Below are 15,672 nucleotides of genomic sequence, written 5' to 3' on the forward strand. Positions count from 1 at the left end.
TTACCCCTTAACCGCGCCGGCCGTCAGCCCGCGGACGAAATACTTGCCTGCCACCACATAGACCAGCAGGGTTGGCAGCCCGGCAATCATCGCCGCCGCCATGTCGACGTTGTATTCCTTGGCCCCGGTGCTGGTGTTGACCAGGTTGTTCAGGGCCACGGTGATCGGTTGCGAATCGCCACTGGAAAACACCACGCCGAACAGAAAATCGTTCCAGATCTGGGTGAACTGCCAAATCAGGCAAACCATGATGATCGGCGTCGACATCGGCAGGATGATGCGGCGGAAAATGGTGAAGAACCCGGCACCGTCCAGGCGCGCGGCCTTGACCAGGGCATCGGGGATGCTCACGTAGAAGTTGCGAAAGAACAGCGTGGTGAAGGCCAGGCCATACACCACGTGCACCAGCACCAGGCCCGTGGTGGTGCTGGCCAACCCGAGCTTGCCGAGGGTGAACGAGGCCGGCAGCAGCACGGTCTGGAACGGCAGGAAGCACCCGAACAGCAACAGGCCGAAGAACAGCTGCGAACCCCGAAAGCGCCACATCGACAGCACGTAGCCGTTCAGCGCACCGATGGCGGTAGAGATCAACACCGCCGGCACGGTGATCAGGATCGAGTTCCAGAAGTAGCCACTGACCGTCGCCCAGGCCTTGGCCCAGCCAATCCCGGTGACCACTGCCGGCCAGCTGAGCAGGTTGCCGGTGCTGATGTCTTCGGGGCTCTTGAAACTGGTCAGCAGCATCACCACCAGCGGCACCAGGTACAGCAGTACCGCCGCCAGCAGCACGGCGTGAATGACGATGCGGCTCAGGCTCAGCGCCGGCTTGCCAGTAGGGCTATGCATGGCGTTTGCTCCGCAGTTCCGAGTACAGGTAAGGCACCAGAATCGCCAGGATCGCCCCCAGCATCAGAATGGCGCTGGCCGAGCCCATGCCCATCTGGCCGCGGCTGAAGGTGAACGAGTACATGAACATCGCCGGCAAGTCGGAGGAATAGCCAGGGCCGCCAGCGGTCATCGCCGCCACCAGGTCGAAGCTCTTGATGGCGATGTGCGAAAGAATCATCAGCGCGCTGAAGAACACCGGACGCAGGCTGGGCAGCACCACGGTCCAGTAGATGCGCGGCAGGCTGGCGCCGTCGATCTGAGCCGCGCGGATGATCGACTGGTCAACCCCGCGCAAGCCGGCGAGGAACATCGCCATGATGAAGCCCGAGGCCTGCCACACGGCGGCGATCACCAGGCAGTAGACCACGCGGTCGGGGTCGATCAGCCAGTCGAGGCGAAAGCCTTCCCAACCCCAGTCGCGCAGCAGTTTGTCCAGGCCCATGCCGGGGTTGAGCAGCCACTTCCAGGCGGTGCCGGTGACGATCATCGACAGCGCCATGGGGTAGAGATAGATGGTGCGGATGAAGCCTTCGCGGCGGATGCGCTGATCCAGCAGCACCGCCAGCAGCACGCCGATGGCCAGGCTGATGGCGATGAACAGGCCGCCGAACACCAGCAGGTTCTTGCTCGCCACCCACCAGCGGTCGTTGTCGAACAACCGCGCGTATTGGGCAAGCCCTGCCCACTTGTAGGTCGGCAGGAAGGTCGAGGTGGTGAACGAGAGGACGAAGGTCCACAGGATGTAGCCGTAGAAGCCCACCAGGACAATGAACATGCTCGGCGCCAGCACCAGTTTCGGCAGCCAGCGCTGAAGCGCGTCCAGGGGTGAGGCCCGCAGTTGGGCGGTTGTGGTTGTCATGTTGTGGATCTCAAGGTACGGGCGGTGCTGCGCACCGCTTCGCGGGCAAGCCCGCTCCCACAAAAGCCCTGCTCACCACAGATCGCGGGCATCACACCGAACCTGTGGGAGCGGGATTGCCCGCGAAGGGGGTTACTTGGCCGCCTTGATCGCCGCCGCCAGCTTCTTCGCCGCATCGGCAGGGTCCGCCTTGGGGTCGTTGATGTAGTTGGTCACCACATCGAAGAACGCGCCCTGCACGGCCAGCGTGGTGGCCATGTTGTGCGCCATGCTCGGCTGCAGGCCGCCGGTCTTGGCGTCGGCCAGGAAGTCCTTGGCCGAGGTTTGCGCGCAGGCATCGAAACCGAACTTGCCCATGTCGGCGAGCATGTCGTTACGCACCGGGATCGACCCTTTGTTGATGCTGAAGACCTTCTGGAAGTCCTCACCCAGCACCTTCCGGGCGATATCCTGCTGGCCGGCAGCGGTGCCCTTGTCCTTCTGCTTGAACACCACCAGCGAGTCGATGTTGTACAGGAAGGCTTTTTCGGTGCCCGGGAACGGCACGCACTGGTAGTCCTTGCCGGCGGTTTTCTTGGCCAGGGTCCACTCGCTCTTGGCCCAGTCGCCCATGATCTGCATGCCGGCCTTGCCGTTGATGACCTTGGCCGCTTCCAGGTTCCAGTCCTGGCCCTTGCCGTCAGGGTCCATGTAGGTGGCGACCTTCTTCAGCTCGGTGAGCGCCTTGACCATCTCGGGGCCGGTCAGTGCCGACTCGTCCAGCTCCACCATGGCCTTCTTGTAGCCTTCAGGCCCCATTACCGCCATCACCACGCTTTCGAACACGGTGCTGTCCTGCCACGGCTGGCCGCCATGGGCGAGCGGGATGAAGCCGGCTGCCTTGAGCTTGTCGGCGGCGGCGTAGAATTCGTCGAGGGTGGTCGGCGCCTTGTCGATGCCGGCTTTCTTGAACACCTCCGGGTTGATCCACAGCCAGTTGATGCGGTGGATGTTCACCGGCACGGCCACGTAGTCACCCTCGTACTTCACGGTGTCGGCGACCTTCTTGTCGAGCAGGCTGTCCCACTTTTCTTCCTTGGCGACGTCCTTGAGCACCTCGGTGTCGAGCAGGCCGGTCGCGGCCCAGTCCTGGATGTCCGGGCCCTTGATCTGGGCGACGCCCGGTGGGTTGCCAGCCACGGCGCGGCTTTTGAGCACGGTCATGGCAGTGGCACCGCCACCCCCGGCAACCGCACCGTCCTTCCAGGTGAAACCGTCTTTCTCGACCTGGGCCTTGAGCACGTCGACTGCGGCTTTTTCACCGCCAGAGGTCCACCAGTGCACCACCTCGACGCTGCCTTTGGAGTCGGCGGCAGAGGCACTGAGCGGCAGGAACGAAGCGAGGGAGATCGCGGCAGCGAGACGGAGCGTGGAGTTCATGGGTATACCCTTTTCGGTTCTTGTTTTTATGCCGGGCAAAACGGGCCGGGCGCGCCGACCGTTTGCATGACATGGAGTCTAAACAGGCCGCCCGCCGCGTCAGGTAACGAAGCGATGCGCGAATGTCAGCGTTTGGTTACATTCGCCGCCCAACGCTGTCGCCAGGCTCGGCGCCAGCGGCGCCTTGGGCAGCAGCACGGCCTGGTAGGCGTGGTAGAGGTCCGGCTTGCCGGGCCAGAGGGTGGCCGCGGGCCGGTTGTCAGGGCCGAGTTCGTGGTGCCAACTGCCCGCCTGCAGGTCGATGAAGTGGCCGTCGATGAAGTCCCAGAAGCAGCGGTACCAACGCTCGTACTGGGCCTCGCCGGTGCGCCGCAACAGCGCTGCGGCAGCTGCGCAGGCTTCGGCATGCACCCAGTGCAGGCGTTGGCGCACCACCGGCTGGTTGTCCCAGTCCAAGGTGTAGACCAAGCCCCGGTTGCCATCGGCCTGCCAGGCGTCGCGGCAGGCACTGTCGAACAGGCCACGGGCACAGCCCAGCAGCCACCCCGGGGCCTCCAGCCCGGCCAGCTTGCGCGCGGCTTCCAGGTGCAGCAGCAGCCGTGCCCACTCGAAGGCGTGGCCGGGCGTGGTGCCGTAGGGCCGGAACTGGTCGGCCGGTTTGTCGTGGTTGTACTGGGGTTGCGCTTGCCAGTGCACGTCGAAATGCTCGACCACACGGTAGTCGTTGGCCGCCGCGTGGGTGTGGATGATGCGCTGGGCGATGCGCAGGGCACGCTCCAGCCACACCGTGTCGCCGGTGACATCGGCCAGGGCCAGGAAGGCCTCGGTGGCGTGCATGTTGCTGTTGGCACCGCGATAGGCTTCGCTCTGCTGCCAGTCGCGGGAAAACGACTCGCGCAGGGCGCCCTGTTCTTCGCTCCAGAAACGCGCTTCGAGGAGGCGGATGGCGTCCACCAGCAAGCCTTGCGCGCCCACGGCGCCGGCCACCAGGGCAGAGCTTGCGGCCAGGGCGACGAACGCATGCAGGTAGGCGGCCTTGCTGTTGTCACCCAAGCCGCGGGGCTGGGCGAACCAGCCGCCGTCACGGGCGTCTTGCAGCGGCCCGCGCAAGGCATTGACGCCGTGCTCGACCAGCGGCAGGCAACCGGGCACACCTTGCAGGTGGGCCAGGGCGAAGCTGTGGGTCATGCGGGTAGTGTGCAGGGTTTGGGCAACGGCCCCAGGGGGCAGTTGGCCCTGGGCATCCAGGGCGGTGAAGCCGTCTGGCAGCGGCGAGGCCTTGGCGAAGGCCAGCAGGCGCAGCCCCTCGGCCTGGAGCCAGGCGGCATGTACCGGGGCGTTTAGCCAGCTGCCGGGGGGGAGTTCTAGGTTATCCATGGGCCAGCTCGTTCCTTGCCAGTCGTATGCGAATAGTAGCCAGCCGTCCAGGCTGGGGTGTCACGAACGCTTGCTGTTGTGTCACTGGTTTGTGACATTTCGGTGGCCAATAGAGGCCTCATCTGAGCCTGTAGGAGCGGGCTTGCCCCGCGAACACCGGCGCAGCCGGTGCCATACACAGCGGTGCTTGCTTCGCGGGACAAGCCCGCTCCTACAGGATTTTCTGTTAAATCAGCTATTTGCGATTTGTTTCATGAGGGCGGGCTTGCCCCGCGAAAAGGCCAGCCCTGGCACCCATGAACTCAATCCAAGCCCCGAGGCAGGCACAATGTCACCCGCAACCCTCCTTCGCGCAAATTGAGCAAACTCACCTCGCCCCCATGGCTATGGGCAATGTTGCGTGCAATCCCCAGCCCCAGCCCATACCCCTGCTGTTTGCCGGCCAGGCGAAAATGCGGCTCGAACACCTGCTCCAATTGCTGCTGCGGCACTCCCGGCCCTTGGTCATCCACCTGCAGCACGAACGCCTCGGCGTTGTCGATGATGCGCAGGCGCGCCCGCTCGCCATACTTGATGGCGTTGTCGATCAGGTTGCCAATGCAGCGGCGCAACGCCAACGGCTTGCCAGGGTATGGCGCCATGGCCTGCCCCTGGAGGGTGATGCGGCCATCGCCCAGATACGGCTCGGCCAGGATCTCCAGCACCTGGTTGAGGTCGACCGGCTCGATGTTCTCGTGAATGTCGGTGTCCTTCACGCACTGCAGCGCGCCCTTGACCAGCAATTCCAGCTCGTCCAGGTCCTGGCTGAACTTGGCCTGCAGGCGCTCGTCCTCCAACAGCTCCACCCGCAGGCGCAAACGGGTGATCGGTGTGCGCAGGTCATGGGAAATGGCGCTGAACAGCTGCGAGCGCTCGGTCAGGTAACGGCTGATGCGCTCACGCATGCTGTTGAACGCCCGCCCAACCTCAACCACTTCACTGCCACCGCCCTCGGCCACCGGCGCCACGTCAGCGCCCAGCGACAGCTCCCGCGCAGCGCGGGCCAGGCGCTTGAGCGGCCAGCTCTGCCAATGCACCAGCAAGCCGATGAACAACAACAGCAAGGCGGTGGTCAGCACGATGAAACCGATCTGCTGGCGTGGCAGGCGCTCGGCTTCAAGGCTGGTGTAGGGCTCAGGCAGCAACGAGGCGATGTACAGCCATTCGCCCTCGCCCAGGCGGATCTGCGTGACCAGCACCGGCGGATTGAGGGGTTCCAGGGTCAGCGAGTAATGCGCCCACGAGCGCGGCAGTTCGTCGAGTTTCAGGCCGCTGTTGAAGATGCGCAGGTCATCGGGGCTGACGAACTCGACAGAAATTTCCATCTGCTCGCCCAGGCGCTCGTGCAGCACCTGCTGGAACACGTCGATCACCGCCTGCTTGCGCGGGGTGACCGGCAACACCGGCATGTCCAGCGGCTTGACGTTGAGCGACACGAAAAAGCGCGTGCCGCCCATGCTGCGCAACTGGTCGAGCACCATCGGCCGGTAGGCCACCGGCAACGAGCGGAAGTAGCTGACGCTGGCGCTCATCGAGTGGGCCAGGCTGCTGGCACTGGCGCGCAGGCCCTGCAGCTGGCTGGCGCGCAATTGCGCCACCCAGATGACGCTCGACAGGCCCTGGGCCAACAGCACCACCAGCAAGGTCAGCAGCAGCATGCGCCCCAGCAGCGAGCGCGGCAGCAGGCGCCAACGCCGCTGGTCAAGCGCAGCTGACATGGGCCGCCAGCAGGTAACCACTGCCACGCACGGTGCGGATCAGCCGCGGCGGCTTGCCAGTGTCGCGCAGGCGCTGGCGCAGGCGGCTGACGGCCATGTCGACGATGCGGTCCAGGGGCATCGGTTCTCGGCCACGGGTGGCATTGCCGATGGTGTCGCGGTCAAGAATCTGCTGCGGGTGGTCGAGAAACAGCTTGAGCAGGGCGAAGTCGGCGCCGGAAAGCATCACTTCCTCGCCATCGCGGTGGAACAGGCGGTGGCTGACGGTGTCCAGCCGCCAGTCGTCGAAGGCCAGCACGGCGGTGGCAGGCGCGGCCTGGCCGAACTCGGCGCGGCGCAGCAGCGCCTTGATGCGCGCCTGCAGCTCGCGGGGGCTGAACGGCTTGCCCAGGTAGTCGTCGGCGCCCAGTTCCAGGCCAATGACCCGGTCGGCCTCGTCGGAGCTGGCAGTCAACATGATGATCGGCACCCGCGACTGGCGCGGGTGCTGGCGTACCCAGCGGCACAGGCTGAAGCCGTCTTCGTCAGGCAGCATGACGTCGAGAATCACCAGGTCGCAGGGGGTGGTTTCCAGCGCCTGGCGAAAGCCTTGGCCGTCGGCTTCGGCATGCACCTGCAGGCCGCAGCGGCTGAGGTAGGTTTGTAGCAGTTCACGGATTTCCTGGTCGTCGTCGACCATCAGGATCGATTTGCCGGCAGTGCTCAAGGTGTCCCGCCCTCTTGTGTGTCACAGGTCTTTTCTGCCTGTTTTCCATGGGGGCCGCGCAGCAACCCCATCAGTGATCCAGCGTTTGCTGTAATGCCACCCCTGCGCCCAACAGTCCAGAGAATTCCGCGGTCACCAGCCACACCGGCACACCGGCGAAGTAGCCACTCATGCAGCCCTTGTCGGCAAAGCTGTGGGCAAAGCCGCTGCGCAGGAACAGTTCGGCAAAGCGCGGGATCACGCCGCCGACAATATAAACCCCACCCCGTGCACCCAGGGTCAGGACATTGTTACCGGCCACCCGGCCGAGGAACCGGCAGAACTGCTCGACCACCGCCAGCGCCCGCGGCTCGCCGCCCAGCGCTGCATCGGTGATCTGTGCCGGGGACGTGTGTCGCGGCGTGTCGCCATCGAGCGCGCAGATAGCCTGGTACAACCGCACCAGGCCACCGCCACTGAGCACGGTTTCGGCGCTGACATGGCCGATCTGTGCATGGATCTGCTGTTGAATCGCCGCCTCGCGGGCATTGCCCACCGGCAGGTCGACATGCCCGCCCTCACCCGGCAGCGCCTGCCAGTGCTGCTCGCCCAGGCGCAGCAGGCTGCCGACGCCAAGGCCGGTGCCCGGGCCAATCACCAGCGCCGGCCGCGACGGGTCGGCCTGGCCGGGGCACACCTCGCGGTACTCACCCGGTTGCAGGCGGGTCATGCCCAGGGCCTGGGCGGAAAAGTCGTTGATCAGCAGCAGCCGCTCGACCTGCAAGGTCTGGCAGAAGGCCTTGTGGCTGAGCCGCCAATGGTTGTTGGTGAAGCGAAACTCATCGCCATCGACCGGCCCGGCCACGGCCAGGCACACGGCCGCCAGGCCGCCACGGGCAATGCCGTGGCCATGCAGGTAGGCCTCGATGGCCTGCTCCGGGCTGGTGTAGTCCGCCGTGGCGAAAACCTTCACCTGGTACAGCTGGTTGTCACGCCACAACGCAAAACGGGCATTGGTGCCACCGATGTCGCCAACCAGCAGGTCCTTCATTTGATGTTCTCCAGGGCCGAAGTGAAGGCGCTCGCGCCCTGTTCGGCGGGGCTGAACGCCATGCGCATGAAGCCGAACAGCTCGCGCCCGCAACCCAGGTCGTTGCCCAGGGGCGCAGCAGGCAGTGGGCGGCTGGCCAGTTCTTCGGCCGACACCATCACCCGCAGCGTGCCTTCGACACCATCGACCCGCACCATATCACCATCGCGCACCCTTGCCAGCGGGCCACCGTCATAAGCCTCGGGGCACACATGGATCGCTGCCGGGATCTTGCCTGATGCACCCGACATGCGCCCGTCGGTCACCAGCGCCACCTTGAAGCCGCGGTCCTGCAGCACGCCGAGGAACGGCGTCAGCTTGTGCAGCTCGGGCATGCCGTTGCAGCGCGGGCCCTGGAAGCGCACCACGGCAACGAAATCGCGCTCCAGCTCACCGGCCTTGAAGGCATCGGCCAACGACTGCTGGTCGTGGAACACCCGCGCCGGGGCCTCCACCACCTGGTGCTCGACAGCCACCGCAGAGACTTTCATCACGCCACGGCCGAGGTTGCCTTCCATCACCCGCAGGCCACCTTCGGCGGAGAACGGCCGCGCCACCGGGCGCAGGATGCTTTCGTCCAGGCTCTGCAGCGGGCCGTCGCGCCACACCAGCTTGCCGTCATCGAGGAACGGCTCCTGGGTGTAGCGGCGCAGGCCGTGGCCGGCCACGGTGTTGACGTCTTCGTGCAGGAGCCCGGCGTCGAGCAGTTCGCGAATCAGGAAGGCCATGCCGCCAGCGGCCTGGAAGTGGTTGATGTCGGCCTTGCCGTTGGGGTAGACGTGGGACAGGGTCGGCACCACCTCGGAGAGGTCGGCCATGTCCTGCCAGGTGAGCTGGATGCCGGCAGCCTGGGCGATCGCCGGGATGTGCAGGGTGTGGTTGGTCGAGCCGCCGGTGGCGTGCAAGGCCACGATCGAGTTGACCAGCGCCTTTTCGTCGACGATTTCACCCAGCGGCATGAAGTTGCCGCTGGCCTTGGTCATGCGCGTCACCTGCTGCGCAGCTTCGGCCGTCAGCGCCTCGCGCAGCGGGGTGTAGGGGTTGACGAACGAGGCCCCCGGCAGGTGCAGGCCCATCACTTCCATCACCAGCTGGTTGGTGTTGGCGGTGCCGTAGAAGGTGCAGGTGCCGGGGCTGTGGTAGGACTTCATCTCCGACTCCAGCAGTTCCTCGCGGCTGGCCTTGCCTTCGGCAAAGCGCTGGCGCACGTCGGCCTTCTGCTTGTTGGAAATACCCGAAACCATTGGCCCGCCGGGGACGAACACGGTGGGCAGGTGGCCGAACCGCAGCGCACCCATCATCAAGCCGGGGACGATCTTGTCGCAGATGCCCAACATCAGCGCGGCATCGAACATGTTGTGCGACAGCGCCACCGCCGTGGACATGGCGATCACCTCGCGGCTGGCGATGGCCAGCTCCATGCCTGGCTCGCCCTGGGTAACGCCATCGCACATGGCCGGCACGCCGCCGGCGAACTGGCCGACCGAGCCGACCTCGCGCAGGGCCTGTTTGATCTGCTCGGGGAAGTGCAGGTACGGCTGGTGCGCCGAGAGCATGTCGTTGTAGGCCGAGACGATGGCAACGTTGGCCGCGTTCATCAGGCGCAGGGTCTGCTTGTCTTCGCTGGCGCAACCGGCCACGCCGTGGGCGAAGTTGGCGCACTGCAGGCTGGCGCGCATGGGCCCTTCACTGGCCGCGCCGCGAATCAACTGCAAGTAGCGTTCGCGGGTGGCACGGCTGCGTTCGACCAGCCGTTGGGTGACCTCAAGGATGCGCGGGTGCATGAACTGGACTCCAGGCTAATTGTAAGGGCGGTTTGCCGGGCATTTCCCCTCCAAACGATTGCGGCCTAGGCTCAAGGAAAGGGAGCCGGCGGCAACCGGGAGGCACTGCGCCCAACCACTCGTTGTATGTTTAAACAAAATTCTGCCACTAAAAAGGCTTGTTTTCTATCTGCCAGTGAATAATCTTGTAATTCCAACAACAAAACCGTTTCAGTGAAGCTTCTTTGTGCCACAGCTTTCACTCGGACTGCCAGAGGTACTGCCATGACCCTTCGCATCGCCATCAACGGATTCGGCCGCATCGGGCGCAACGTCCTGCGCGCACTGTATACCCAAGGCTACCGCCAGGACCTGCAGGTCGTCGCCATCAACGACCTGGGCGACAGCGCGATGAACGCCCACCTGCTCAAGTACGACAGCGTGCACGGCACCTTCGATGCCGTGGTGGAGGCCGACCATGAAAGCCTCACGGTCAACGGTGACCGCATCGCGGTAAGCGCCATTCGCAACCCGGCCGAGCTGCCCTGGAAGGCCGAGGCGATCGACGTGGTGTTCGAATGCACCGGGCTGTTCACCGACCGCGCCAAGGCCGCCGCGCACCTGGCTGCCGGGGCGGGCAAGGTGATTGTCTCGGCGCCGGGCAAGGGGGTTGATGCCACGGTGGTGTACGGGGTCAACCACGACAGCCTGCGGGCCTCGCACCAGGTTATTTCCAATGCCTCGTGCACCACCAACTGCCTGGCCCCGGTGGCCCAGGTGCTGCACCGCGAGTTCGGCATCGAGCAGGGGCTGATGACCACCATCCATGCCTACACCAACGACCAGGTGCTGACCGACGTCTACCACAGCGACCCCTACCGCGCCCGCTCGGCCACCCAGTCGATGATCCCAAGCAAAACCGGCGCCGCCGAGGCCGTGGGCCTGGTGCTGCCGGAGCTGGCTGGCAAGCTGACGGGCATGGCGGTGCGGGTACCGGTGATCAACGTGTCGCTGGTCGACCTCACCGTCAACCTGCGCCGCGAGGCTACGGCGGAGCAGGTCAACCAGTTGTTCCTCGAAGCCAGCCAGCACTCCAGGGTGTTGGGTTACAACGCGTTGCCGCTGGTGTCGTGCGACTTCAACCATAACCCGCTGTCGTCGATCTTCGACGCCAACCATACCCGCGCCAATGGGCGCATGCTCAAGGTGATGGCGTGGTATGACAACGAATGGGGGTTCTCCAACCGGATGTTGGACAATTGCCTGGCGTTGGCCAGTGCGCGTTGAGGGTTGTTGGCGTTTGACGGGGGATTTTCAGCGCCTGTGAGATCGAGCGCCGCCTGCGCGGCGCATCGCAGGCAAGCCTGCTCCTACAAAGGACCGCACGGGCGGCACGCGATCTCATTGGCACCGCAAATGCCAAGGCATACACACCGCATCCCCCAAACTTTACCTTTTCTTAACAAATCCAAGCTTGACCTGGCAAACAGATGATAAGCATTATCATTCACCCTTCATCGGCCAGGTTTCCCCGTGAGTCAGTCCCGGTTCAACTCCGTCTTCCTCGTTCAGCGCCTTTCCCTGCTGCGTACCCTGCAGCGCATGGTGGGCAACCCCAGCACGGCCGAAGACCTGTTGCAGGAAACCTACCTGCGGGTGTCCCGTGCGCTGGGCGAGCGGCCCATCGAACACCTTGAGCCGTTCGTCTTCCAAACCGCACGCAACCTCGCCCTGGACCACCTGCGCACGCGCCGGGTACAGGCGCGCATGCTGGTCGACGATGTGCCCGACGAAGTGCTGCACAACATCGCCGCGCCCGCCGGCAGCAGCGAAGACGCCGCCCATGCCGAACAACTGCTCAAGCACCTGAGCGTCAGCCTCAACCAGCTCACCGAGCGCCAGCAGCGCATCTTCATCCTCAGCCGCCTGCACGGCGCCAGCTACCTGGAAATCGCCGAGCAGTTGAACGTCTCGGCCAGCACGGTTCAGAAGGAACTGAAACTGATCATGGCAATCTGCATGGGCGTGGCCGATCGCCTCAAGTGAGCCGACCGTTGGCGGCCTGATTGCGGCCTGGGCCTTGCCAGGCGGCGCCTTAGCCATGATCATTCGGAAAAACCATTTCAAGGACCCACCGTGACCGACCGCCCTGCCCACCGCCCGTCCGCTGCCGGGGCCGACGCCCGCGCCCGCGCGCTGGACGAGGCGCTGGACTGGCTGGTGCGCCTGCAATGCGCCAGCGACGCGGACACCCAGGCCTTCGAGCAGTGGCTCAGCGCCGCGCCGGAAAACGCCGAGGCCTATGTCGAGGCCGAAGCCCTGTGGAACGGCACGCCGCTGCGCCAGGCCGCCACGCACATGCACCAGGGCCGTCGGCGTTCACTGCGCGGGCGCCTGCGCAGCCATTGGAAACCCCTGGCCACCGCCGCCATGCTGCTGGTCGGCCTAGTGACCTTCGGCAACCTGCCGGTGCGCCTGCAGGCCGATCACCTGACCGTGGTCGGCGAGCGCCAGCGCCTGCAACTGGACGACGGCGCCAAGGTACTGCTCAACACCAACTCGGCCTTTGCCAGCGACCTGCAGGGCGGCCGCCAGGTGGCGCGCCTGCTGCAGGGCGAGGCGTACTTCCAGGTGCCCGGCGGCGCCCAACCACCGCTTGAAGTGCAGGCTGGGCCCTTGCGTGCCCAGGTGCGCGACACCGACTTCGCCGTGCGCTACCTCGATGGCCAGGCCCAGGTGCGCGTGCAACGCGGCGACGTCGACCTGCAGGCCGCCAGTGACCAGCGCATCCGCCTCAGCGCCGGTGACAGCATCAGCGTCGGCCCCCAGGGTTTCGGCCAGCGCCAGCGCGCCGACCTGCGCAAGGACCTGGCCTGGGTCGATGGCCGCCTGGTGTTCGAAAACTGCCCGCTGAGCCAGGTGCTGGCCGAAGTGCGGCGCTATTACCCAGGCTGGATCATCAACCGCAACAGCGCGCTTGGCGACATGGCCGTCACCGGCAACTACCGCCTCGACCAACCATTGGAAACCTTGCGCGCCCTGGCCCACATCACCTCGGCGCAGCTGCATGAGTTCCCGGCGGTGGTGATTCTCAACTGACCTGAAACTATTTTTACGCGATCGCGCTACCCCGCCCGTCTCGTTATAGCCAATGCAACTGATTCTTGTTTGAAAACAAGAACGGTCATCACCTATAACAGTTCGCGCGTCAGGGAGCGCTATCGATGTCAACTGGTCCATCTCGCCCGTCCACCCTTCCCCGCCGTACAGGGCAACTGTCCCTGTTGACCTTGGCCCTGCTCGCCAGCGGCGCCTGCAGCCTTCCGGCACTGGCCGCAGAGCCTGCCCAGGCGAGCAGCCCGCGCATGGGCGACTACCGCTTCAGCATCGCCCAGCAGCCACTGGTGGAGGCGATCAACGCCTTCAGCAAGGTCACCGGCTGGCAGGTCGGCTTCAGCGCCGAGCTGGCCAATGGCATAGCCTCGCCGGGCGTGCAGGGCTCGCTGCCACCGGAAGCCGCGCTGCAGCGCCTGCTGCAAGGCACCGGCCTGGGTTACCGCAAGATCGGTAACGGCAACGTGGTGCTCGAACGCCAGTCGTCGAGCAACGTCATCGCCCTGCAACAGATGACCGTCAGTGCCACCCGCAGCGCCCAGGACGTCAGCCAGGTGCCAAGCACCGTGACGGTACAGACCCGCGAGCAACTGGACCGGCAGAACGTCAACAACATCCAGGAACTGGTACGCTACGAACCCGGCGTGTCGGTAGCCGGCACTGGCCAGCGCAGCGGCCTGAACGGCTACAACATCCGCGGCATCGACGGCGAGCGTATTCTTACCCAGATCGATGGCGTGTCGATTCCCGACAGCTTCTTCTATGGCCCCTACGCCCAAACCCAGCGCAACTACGTCGACCCCGAGATCGTCAAGCGCGTGGAAATCCTCCGCGGCCCGGCCTCGGTGCTGTACGGCAGCAACGCCATCGGCGGCGCGGTGAGCTACTTCACCCTCGACCCGGAAGACATCATCAAGCCAGGCAAGGACGTGGGTGCGCGCCTGAAGACCGGCTACAGCTCGGCTGACGACAGCTGGCTGACCTCCGCCACCGTGGCCGGCCGCCAGGGTGATTTCGACGGCCTGCTGCACCTGAGCCAGCGCAATGGCCACGAAACCGAGTCCTACGGCGGCCATGGCGGCACCGGCCTTGCCCGTACCGCAGCCAACCCTGAAGACGTGCGCACCACCAACGTGCTGGCCAAGCTCGGCTGGAACTACGCCGACGACGCACGCCTGGGTTTCACCTACGAGCGCTACAAGGATGACCGCGACCAGAACATCAAGAGCGCCGTCGGCGGCCCGTTCATTCCGGCATTTGGCGGCATGGGGTACTACAAGGCACGCAGTGGCAACGATACCGTCACGCGCGAGCGCTTCGGCATCAACCATGAATTCGGCCTGGATTCGCTGGTTGCCGACCACGTGAAGTGGAGCCTGAACTACCAGATCGCCAAGACCGACCAGCACACCGATGAAATCTACGCGCCTCCGGGCCGCCAGGTGCTGCGGACCCGAGACACCACCTACAAAGACCGCCAGTGGGTATTCGATGCCCAGCTGGACAAAGCCTTCAGCCTCGGTGCTACCGACCACCTGCTGACCTATGGCACCACCCTCAAGCATGAGAAGGTCAGCGGCTCGCGCAGCGGCACCGGCACTTGCCTGGCAGTGGGTTCGGGTTGCTCGGCCGTAGGTGCCGACCGCCCAGCAGACGGCCAGACCCTGGTCAGCGACTTCCCGGACCCAACCGTCAACACCTACAGCCTGTTTGCCCAGGATGAAATTCGCTGGAACAACTGGACCTTCCTGCCCGGTGCCCGCTACGACTACACGCGCATGGAGCCGAAGTTCACCGACGCCTTCCTGCGCGGCATCCAGGGCACGGGTACCGCGCCTTCCAGCCTCGACGACTCGGACAAGAAGTGGCACCGGGTGTCGCCGAAGTTCGGCGTAACCTACGCCTTCAACGACAACTACACCTGGTACGGCCAGTACGCCGAGGGCTTCCGCACGCCGACCGCCAAGTCGATGTACGGGCGCTTCGAAAACCAGACCCTGGGCTACGTCGTGCAGGGCAACCCCGGGCTTGAGCCGGAAAAGAGCAAGAGCTACGAAACCGGCCTGCGCGGCAACTTCGAGGCGGGCAACTTCAGCACCGCAGTGTTCTACAACAAGTACCGCGACTTCATCGACGAAGACGCCGTGCAGTCGGCCAACCTGGAAACCACCTTCCAGGCCAACAACATCAAGCACGCCACCATCAAGGGTGCCGAGATCAAGGGCCGCCTGAACCTCGACCACTTCGGTGCACCGGCCGGCCTCTACACCCAAGGCTCGATCGCCTACCAGTACGGCCGCAACGATGACAATGGCCAGCCGCTGAACACCGTCAACCCGCTGACCGGTGTGTTCGGCCTGGGCTACGAGCAGCAGAACTACGGCGGCCTGCTGAGCTGGACCCTGGTCAAGCGTAAAACCCGCGTCGACGATTCCACCTTCTTCGCCCCCGACGGCAAGAGCTCGCAGTTCCGCACCCCCGGCTACGGCGTGCTGGACCTGAGCGGCTTCTACAAGGTGACCGACGACGTGACCGTCAATGCCGGGCTGTACAACCTGACCGACAAGAAATACTGGCAGTGGGATTCGGTACGCGGCTACGACGGCCAGGGTGAAGCCGGCGTGACCCAACCCGCCAACCTCGACCGCCTGACCATGCCTGGGCGCAATTTCGCCATCAATGTGGTGTGGGATATCTGACCGCAGGCCTGGCCTCTTCGC

General features: G+C 65.1%; 12 protein-coding genes. 4 read left to right on the forward strand and 8 right to left on the reverse strand.

All coding sequences use genetic code 11. The features are described from left to right. The 8 genes from F3J45_RS08665 to edd all read right to left on the reverse strand — a co-directional run bounded on the left by F3J45_RS08665 (nt 1) and on the right by edd (nt 9,859). Nucleotides 1–846, reverse strand: a complete 846-nt coding sequence (locus tag F3J45_RS08665; RefSeq protein WP_167060362.1) for a carbohydrate ABC transporter permease — start codon at nt 844–846, stop codon at nt 1–3. Continuing rightward, nucleotides 839–1,747: a carbohydrate ABC transporter permease gene (locus tag F3J45_RS08670; protein WP_110745733.1), complete on the reverse strand. Its 909-nt coding sequence runs from the start codon at nt 1,745–1,747 to the stop codon at nt 839–841. The genes F3J45_RS08665 and F3J45_RS08670 overlap by 8 nt, the downstream gene beginning before the upstream one ends. Before the next feature lie 132 nt (nt 1,748–1,879). Then, the gene (locus tag F3J45_RS08675; RefSeq protein ID WP_167060365.1) at nt 1,880–3,166 is read right to left on the reverse strand and encodes an ABC transporter substrate-binding protein; all 1,287 of its coding nucleotides are present in this window, start codon (nt 3,164–3,166) and stop codon (nt 1,880–1,882) included. Nucleotides 3,167–3,265: 99 nt separating this feature from the next. After that, entirely contained in the window at nt 3,266–4,543 is a 1,278-nt protein-coding gene (locus F3J45_RS08680) for an AGE family epimerase/isomerase (protein WP_167060368.1), read from the reverse strand. 302 nt (nt 4,544–4,845) lie between these two features. Next, nucleotides 4,846–6,300: an ATP-binding protein gene (locus tag F3J45_RS08685; RefSeq protein WP_167060370.1), complete on the reverse strand. Its 1,455-nt coding sequence runs from the start codon at nt 6,298–6,300 to the stop codon at nt 4,846–4,848. Further along, nucleotides 6,284–7,006 (reverse strand): two-component system response regulator GltR, encoded by a 723-nt coding sequence (gene gltR / locus F3J45_RS08690; RefSeq protein WP_167060374.1) that lies wholly within the window; start codon nt 7,004–7,006, stop codon nt 6,284–6,286. Before gltR ends, F3J45_RS08685 begins: the two co-directional genes overlap by 17 nt. A gap of 70 nt (nt 7,007–7,076) precedes the next feature. Then, nucleotides 7,077–8,036: a glucokinase gene (locus F3J45_RS08695; protein ID WP_167060377.1), complete on the reverse strand. Its 960-nt coding sequence runs from the start codon at nt 8,034–8,036 to the stop codon at nt 7,077–7,079. Then, nucleotides 8,033–9,859: a phosphogluconate dehydratase gene (gene edd, locus F3J45_RS08700; RefSeq protein ID WP_167060380.1), complete on the reverse strand. Its 1,827-nt coding sequence runs from the start codon at nt 9,857–9,859 to the stop codon at nt 8,033–8,035. Before edd ends, F3J45_RS08695 begins: the two co-directional genes overlap by 4 nt. Before the next feature lie 264 nt (nt 9,860–10,123). Here edd and gap point away from each other — a divergent pair, with 264 nt between their 5' ends. The 4 genes from gap (at nt 10,124) to F3J45_RS08720 (ending at nt 15,651) form a co-directional block, all read left to right on the forward strand. Continuing rightward, nucleotides 10,124–11,125, forward strand: a complete 1,002-nt coding sequence (gene gap, locus F3J45_RS08705; protein WP_167060383.1) for a type I glyceraldehyde-3-phosphate dehydrogenase — start codon at nt 10,124–10,126, stop codon at nt 11,123–11,125. 246 nt (nt 11,126–11,371) lie between these two features. Next, nucleotides 11,372–11,884, forward strand: coding sequence for a sigma-70 family RNA polymerase sigma factor (locus F3J45_RS08710; protein ID WP_167060385.1), 513 nt, complete (start codon nt 11,372–11,374; stop codon nt 11,882–11,884). A 90-nt stretch (nt 11,885–11,974) separates the two neighbouring features. After that, nucleotides 11,975–12,937 carry a FecR domain-containing protein gene (locus F3J45_RS08715; protein WP_167060387.1) on the forward strand — a complete coding sequence of 321 codons (963 nt, stop codon included), beginning with the start codon at nt 11,975–11,977 and terminating at the stop codon, nt 12,935–12,937. 125 nt (nt 12,938–13,062) lie between these two features. After that, on the forward strand, nt 13,063–15,651 hold the full coding sequence (locus F3J45_RS08720) for a TonB-dependent receptor (RefSeq protein WP_167060389.1): 2,589 nt from the start codon (nt 13,063–13,065) through the stop codon (nt 15,649–15,651). The last annotated feature ends 21 nt before the right edge of the window (nt 15,652–15,672 follow it).

Source organism: Pantoea sp. Ap-967, from assembly GCF_011752565.1.
Taxonomy (GTDB): Bacteria; Pseudomonadota; Gammaproteobacteria; order Pseudomonadales; family Pseudomonadaceae; genus Aquipseudomonas.

What these genes read in the sequence shown, in the direction of transcription:
- F3J45_RS08685 (WP_167060370.1), bottom strand. Translation starts at nt 6,300, where the DNA reads ATGTCAGCTGCGCTTGACCAGCGGCGTTGGCGCCTGCTGCCGCGCTCG.
- F3J45_RS08680 (WP_167060368.1), bottom strand. Translation starts at nt 4,543, where the DNA reads ATGGATAACCTAGAACTCCCCCCCGGCAGCTGGCTAAACGCCCCGGTA.
- F3J45_RS08720 (WP_167060389.1), top strand. Translation starts at nt 13,063, where the DNA reads ATGTCAACTGGTCCATCTCGCCCGTCCACCCTTCCCCGCCGTACAGGG.
- gap (WP_167060383.1), top strand. Translation starts at nt 10,124, where the DNA reads ATGACCCTTCGCATCGCCATCAACGGATTCGGCCGCATCGGGCGCAAC.
- F3J45_RS08675 (WP_167060365.1), bottom strand. Translation starts at nt 3,166, where the DNA reads ATGAACTCCACGCTCCGTCTCGCTGCCGCGATCTCCCTCGCTTCGTTC.
- F3J45_RS08665 (WP_167060362.1), bottom strand. Translation starts at nt 846, where the DNA reads ATGCATAGCCCTACTGGCAAGCCGGCGCTGAGCCTGAGCCGCATCGTC.
- F3J45_RS08695 (WP_167060377.1), bottom strand. Translation starts at nt 8,036, where the DNA reads ATGAAGGACCTGCTGGTTGGCGACATCGGTGGCACCAATGCCCGTTTT.
- F3J45_RS08670 (WP_110745733.1), bottom strand. Translation starts at nt 1,747, where the DNA reads ATGACAACCACAACCGCCCAACTGCGGGCCTCACCCCTGGACGCGCTT.
- edd (WP_167060380.1), bottom strand. Translation starts at nt 9,859, where the DNA reads ATGCACCCGCGCATCCTTGAGGTCACCCAACGGCTGGTCGAACGCAGC.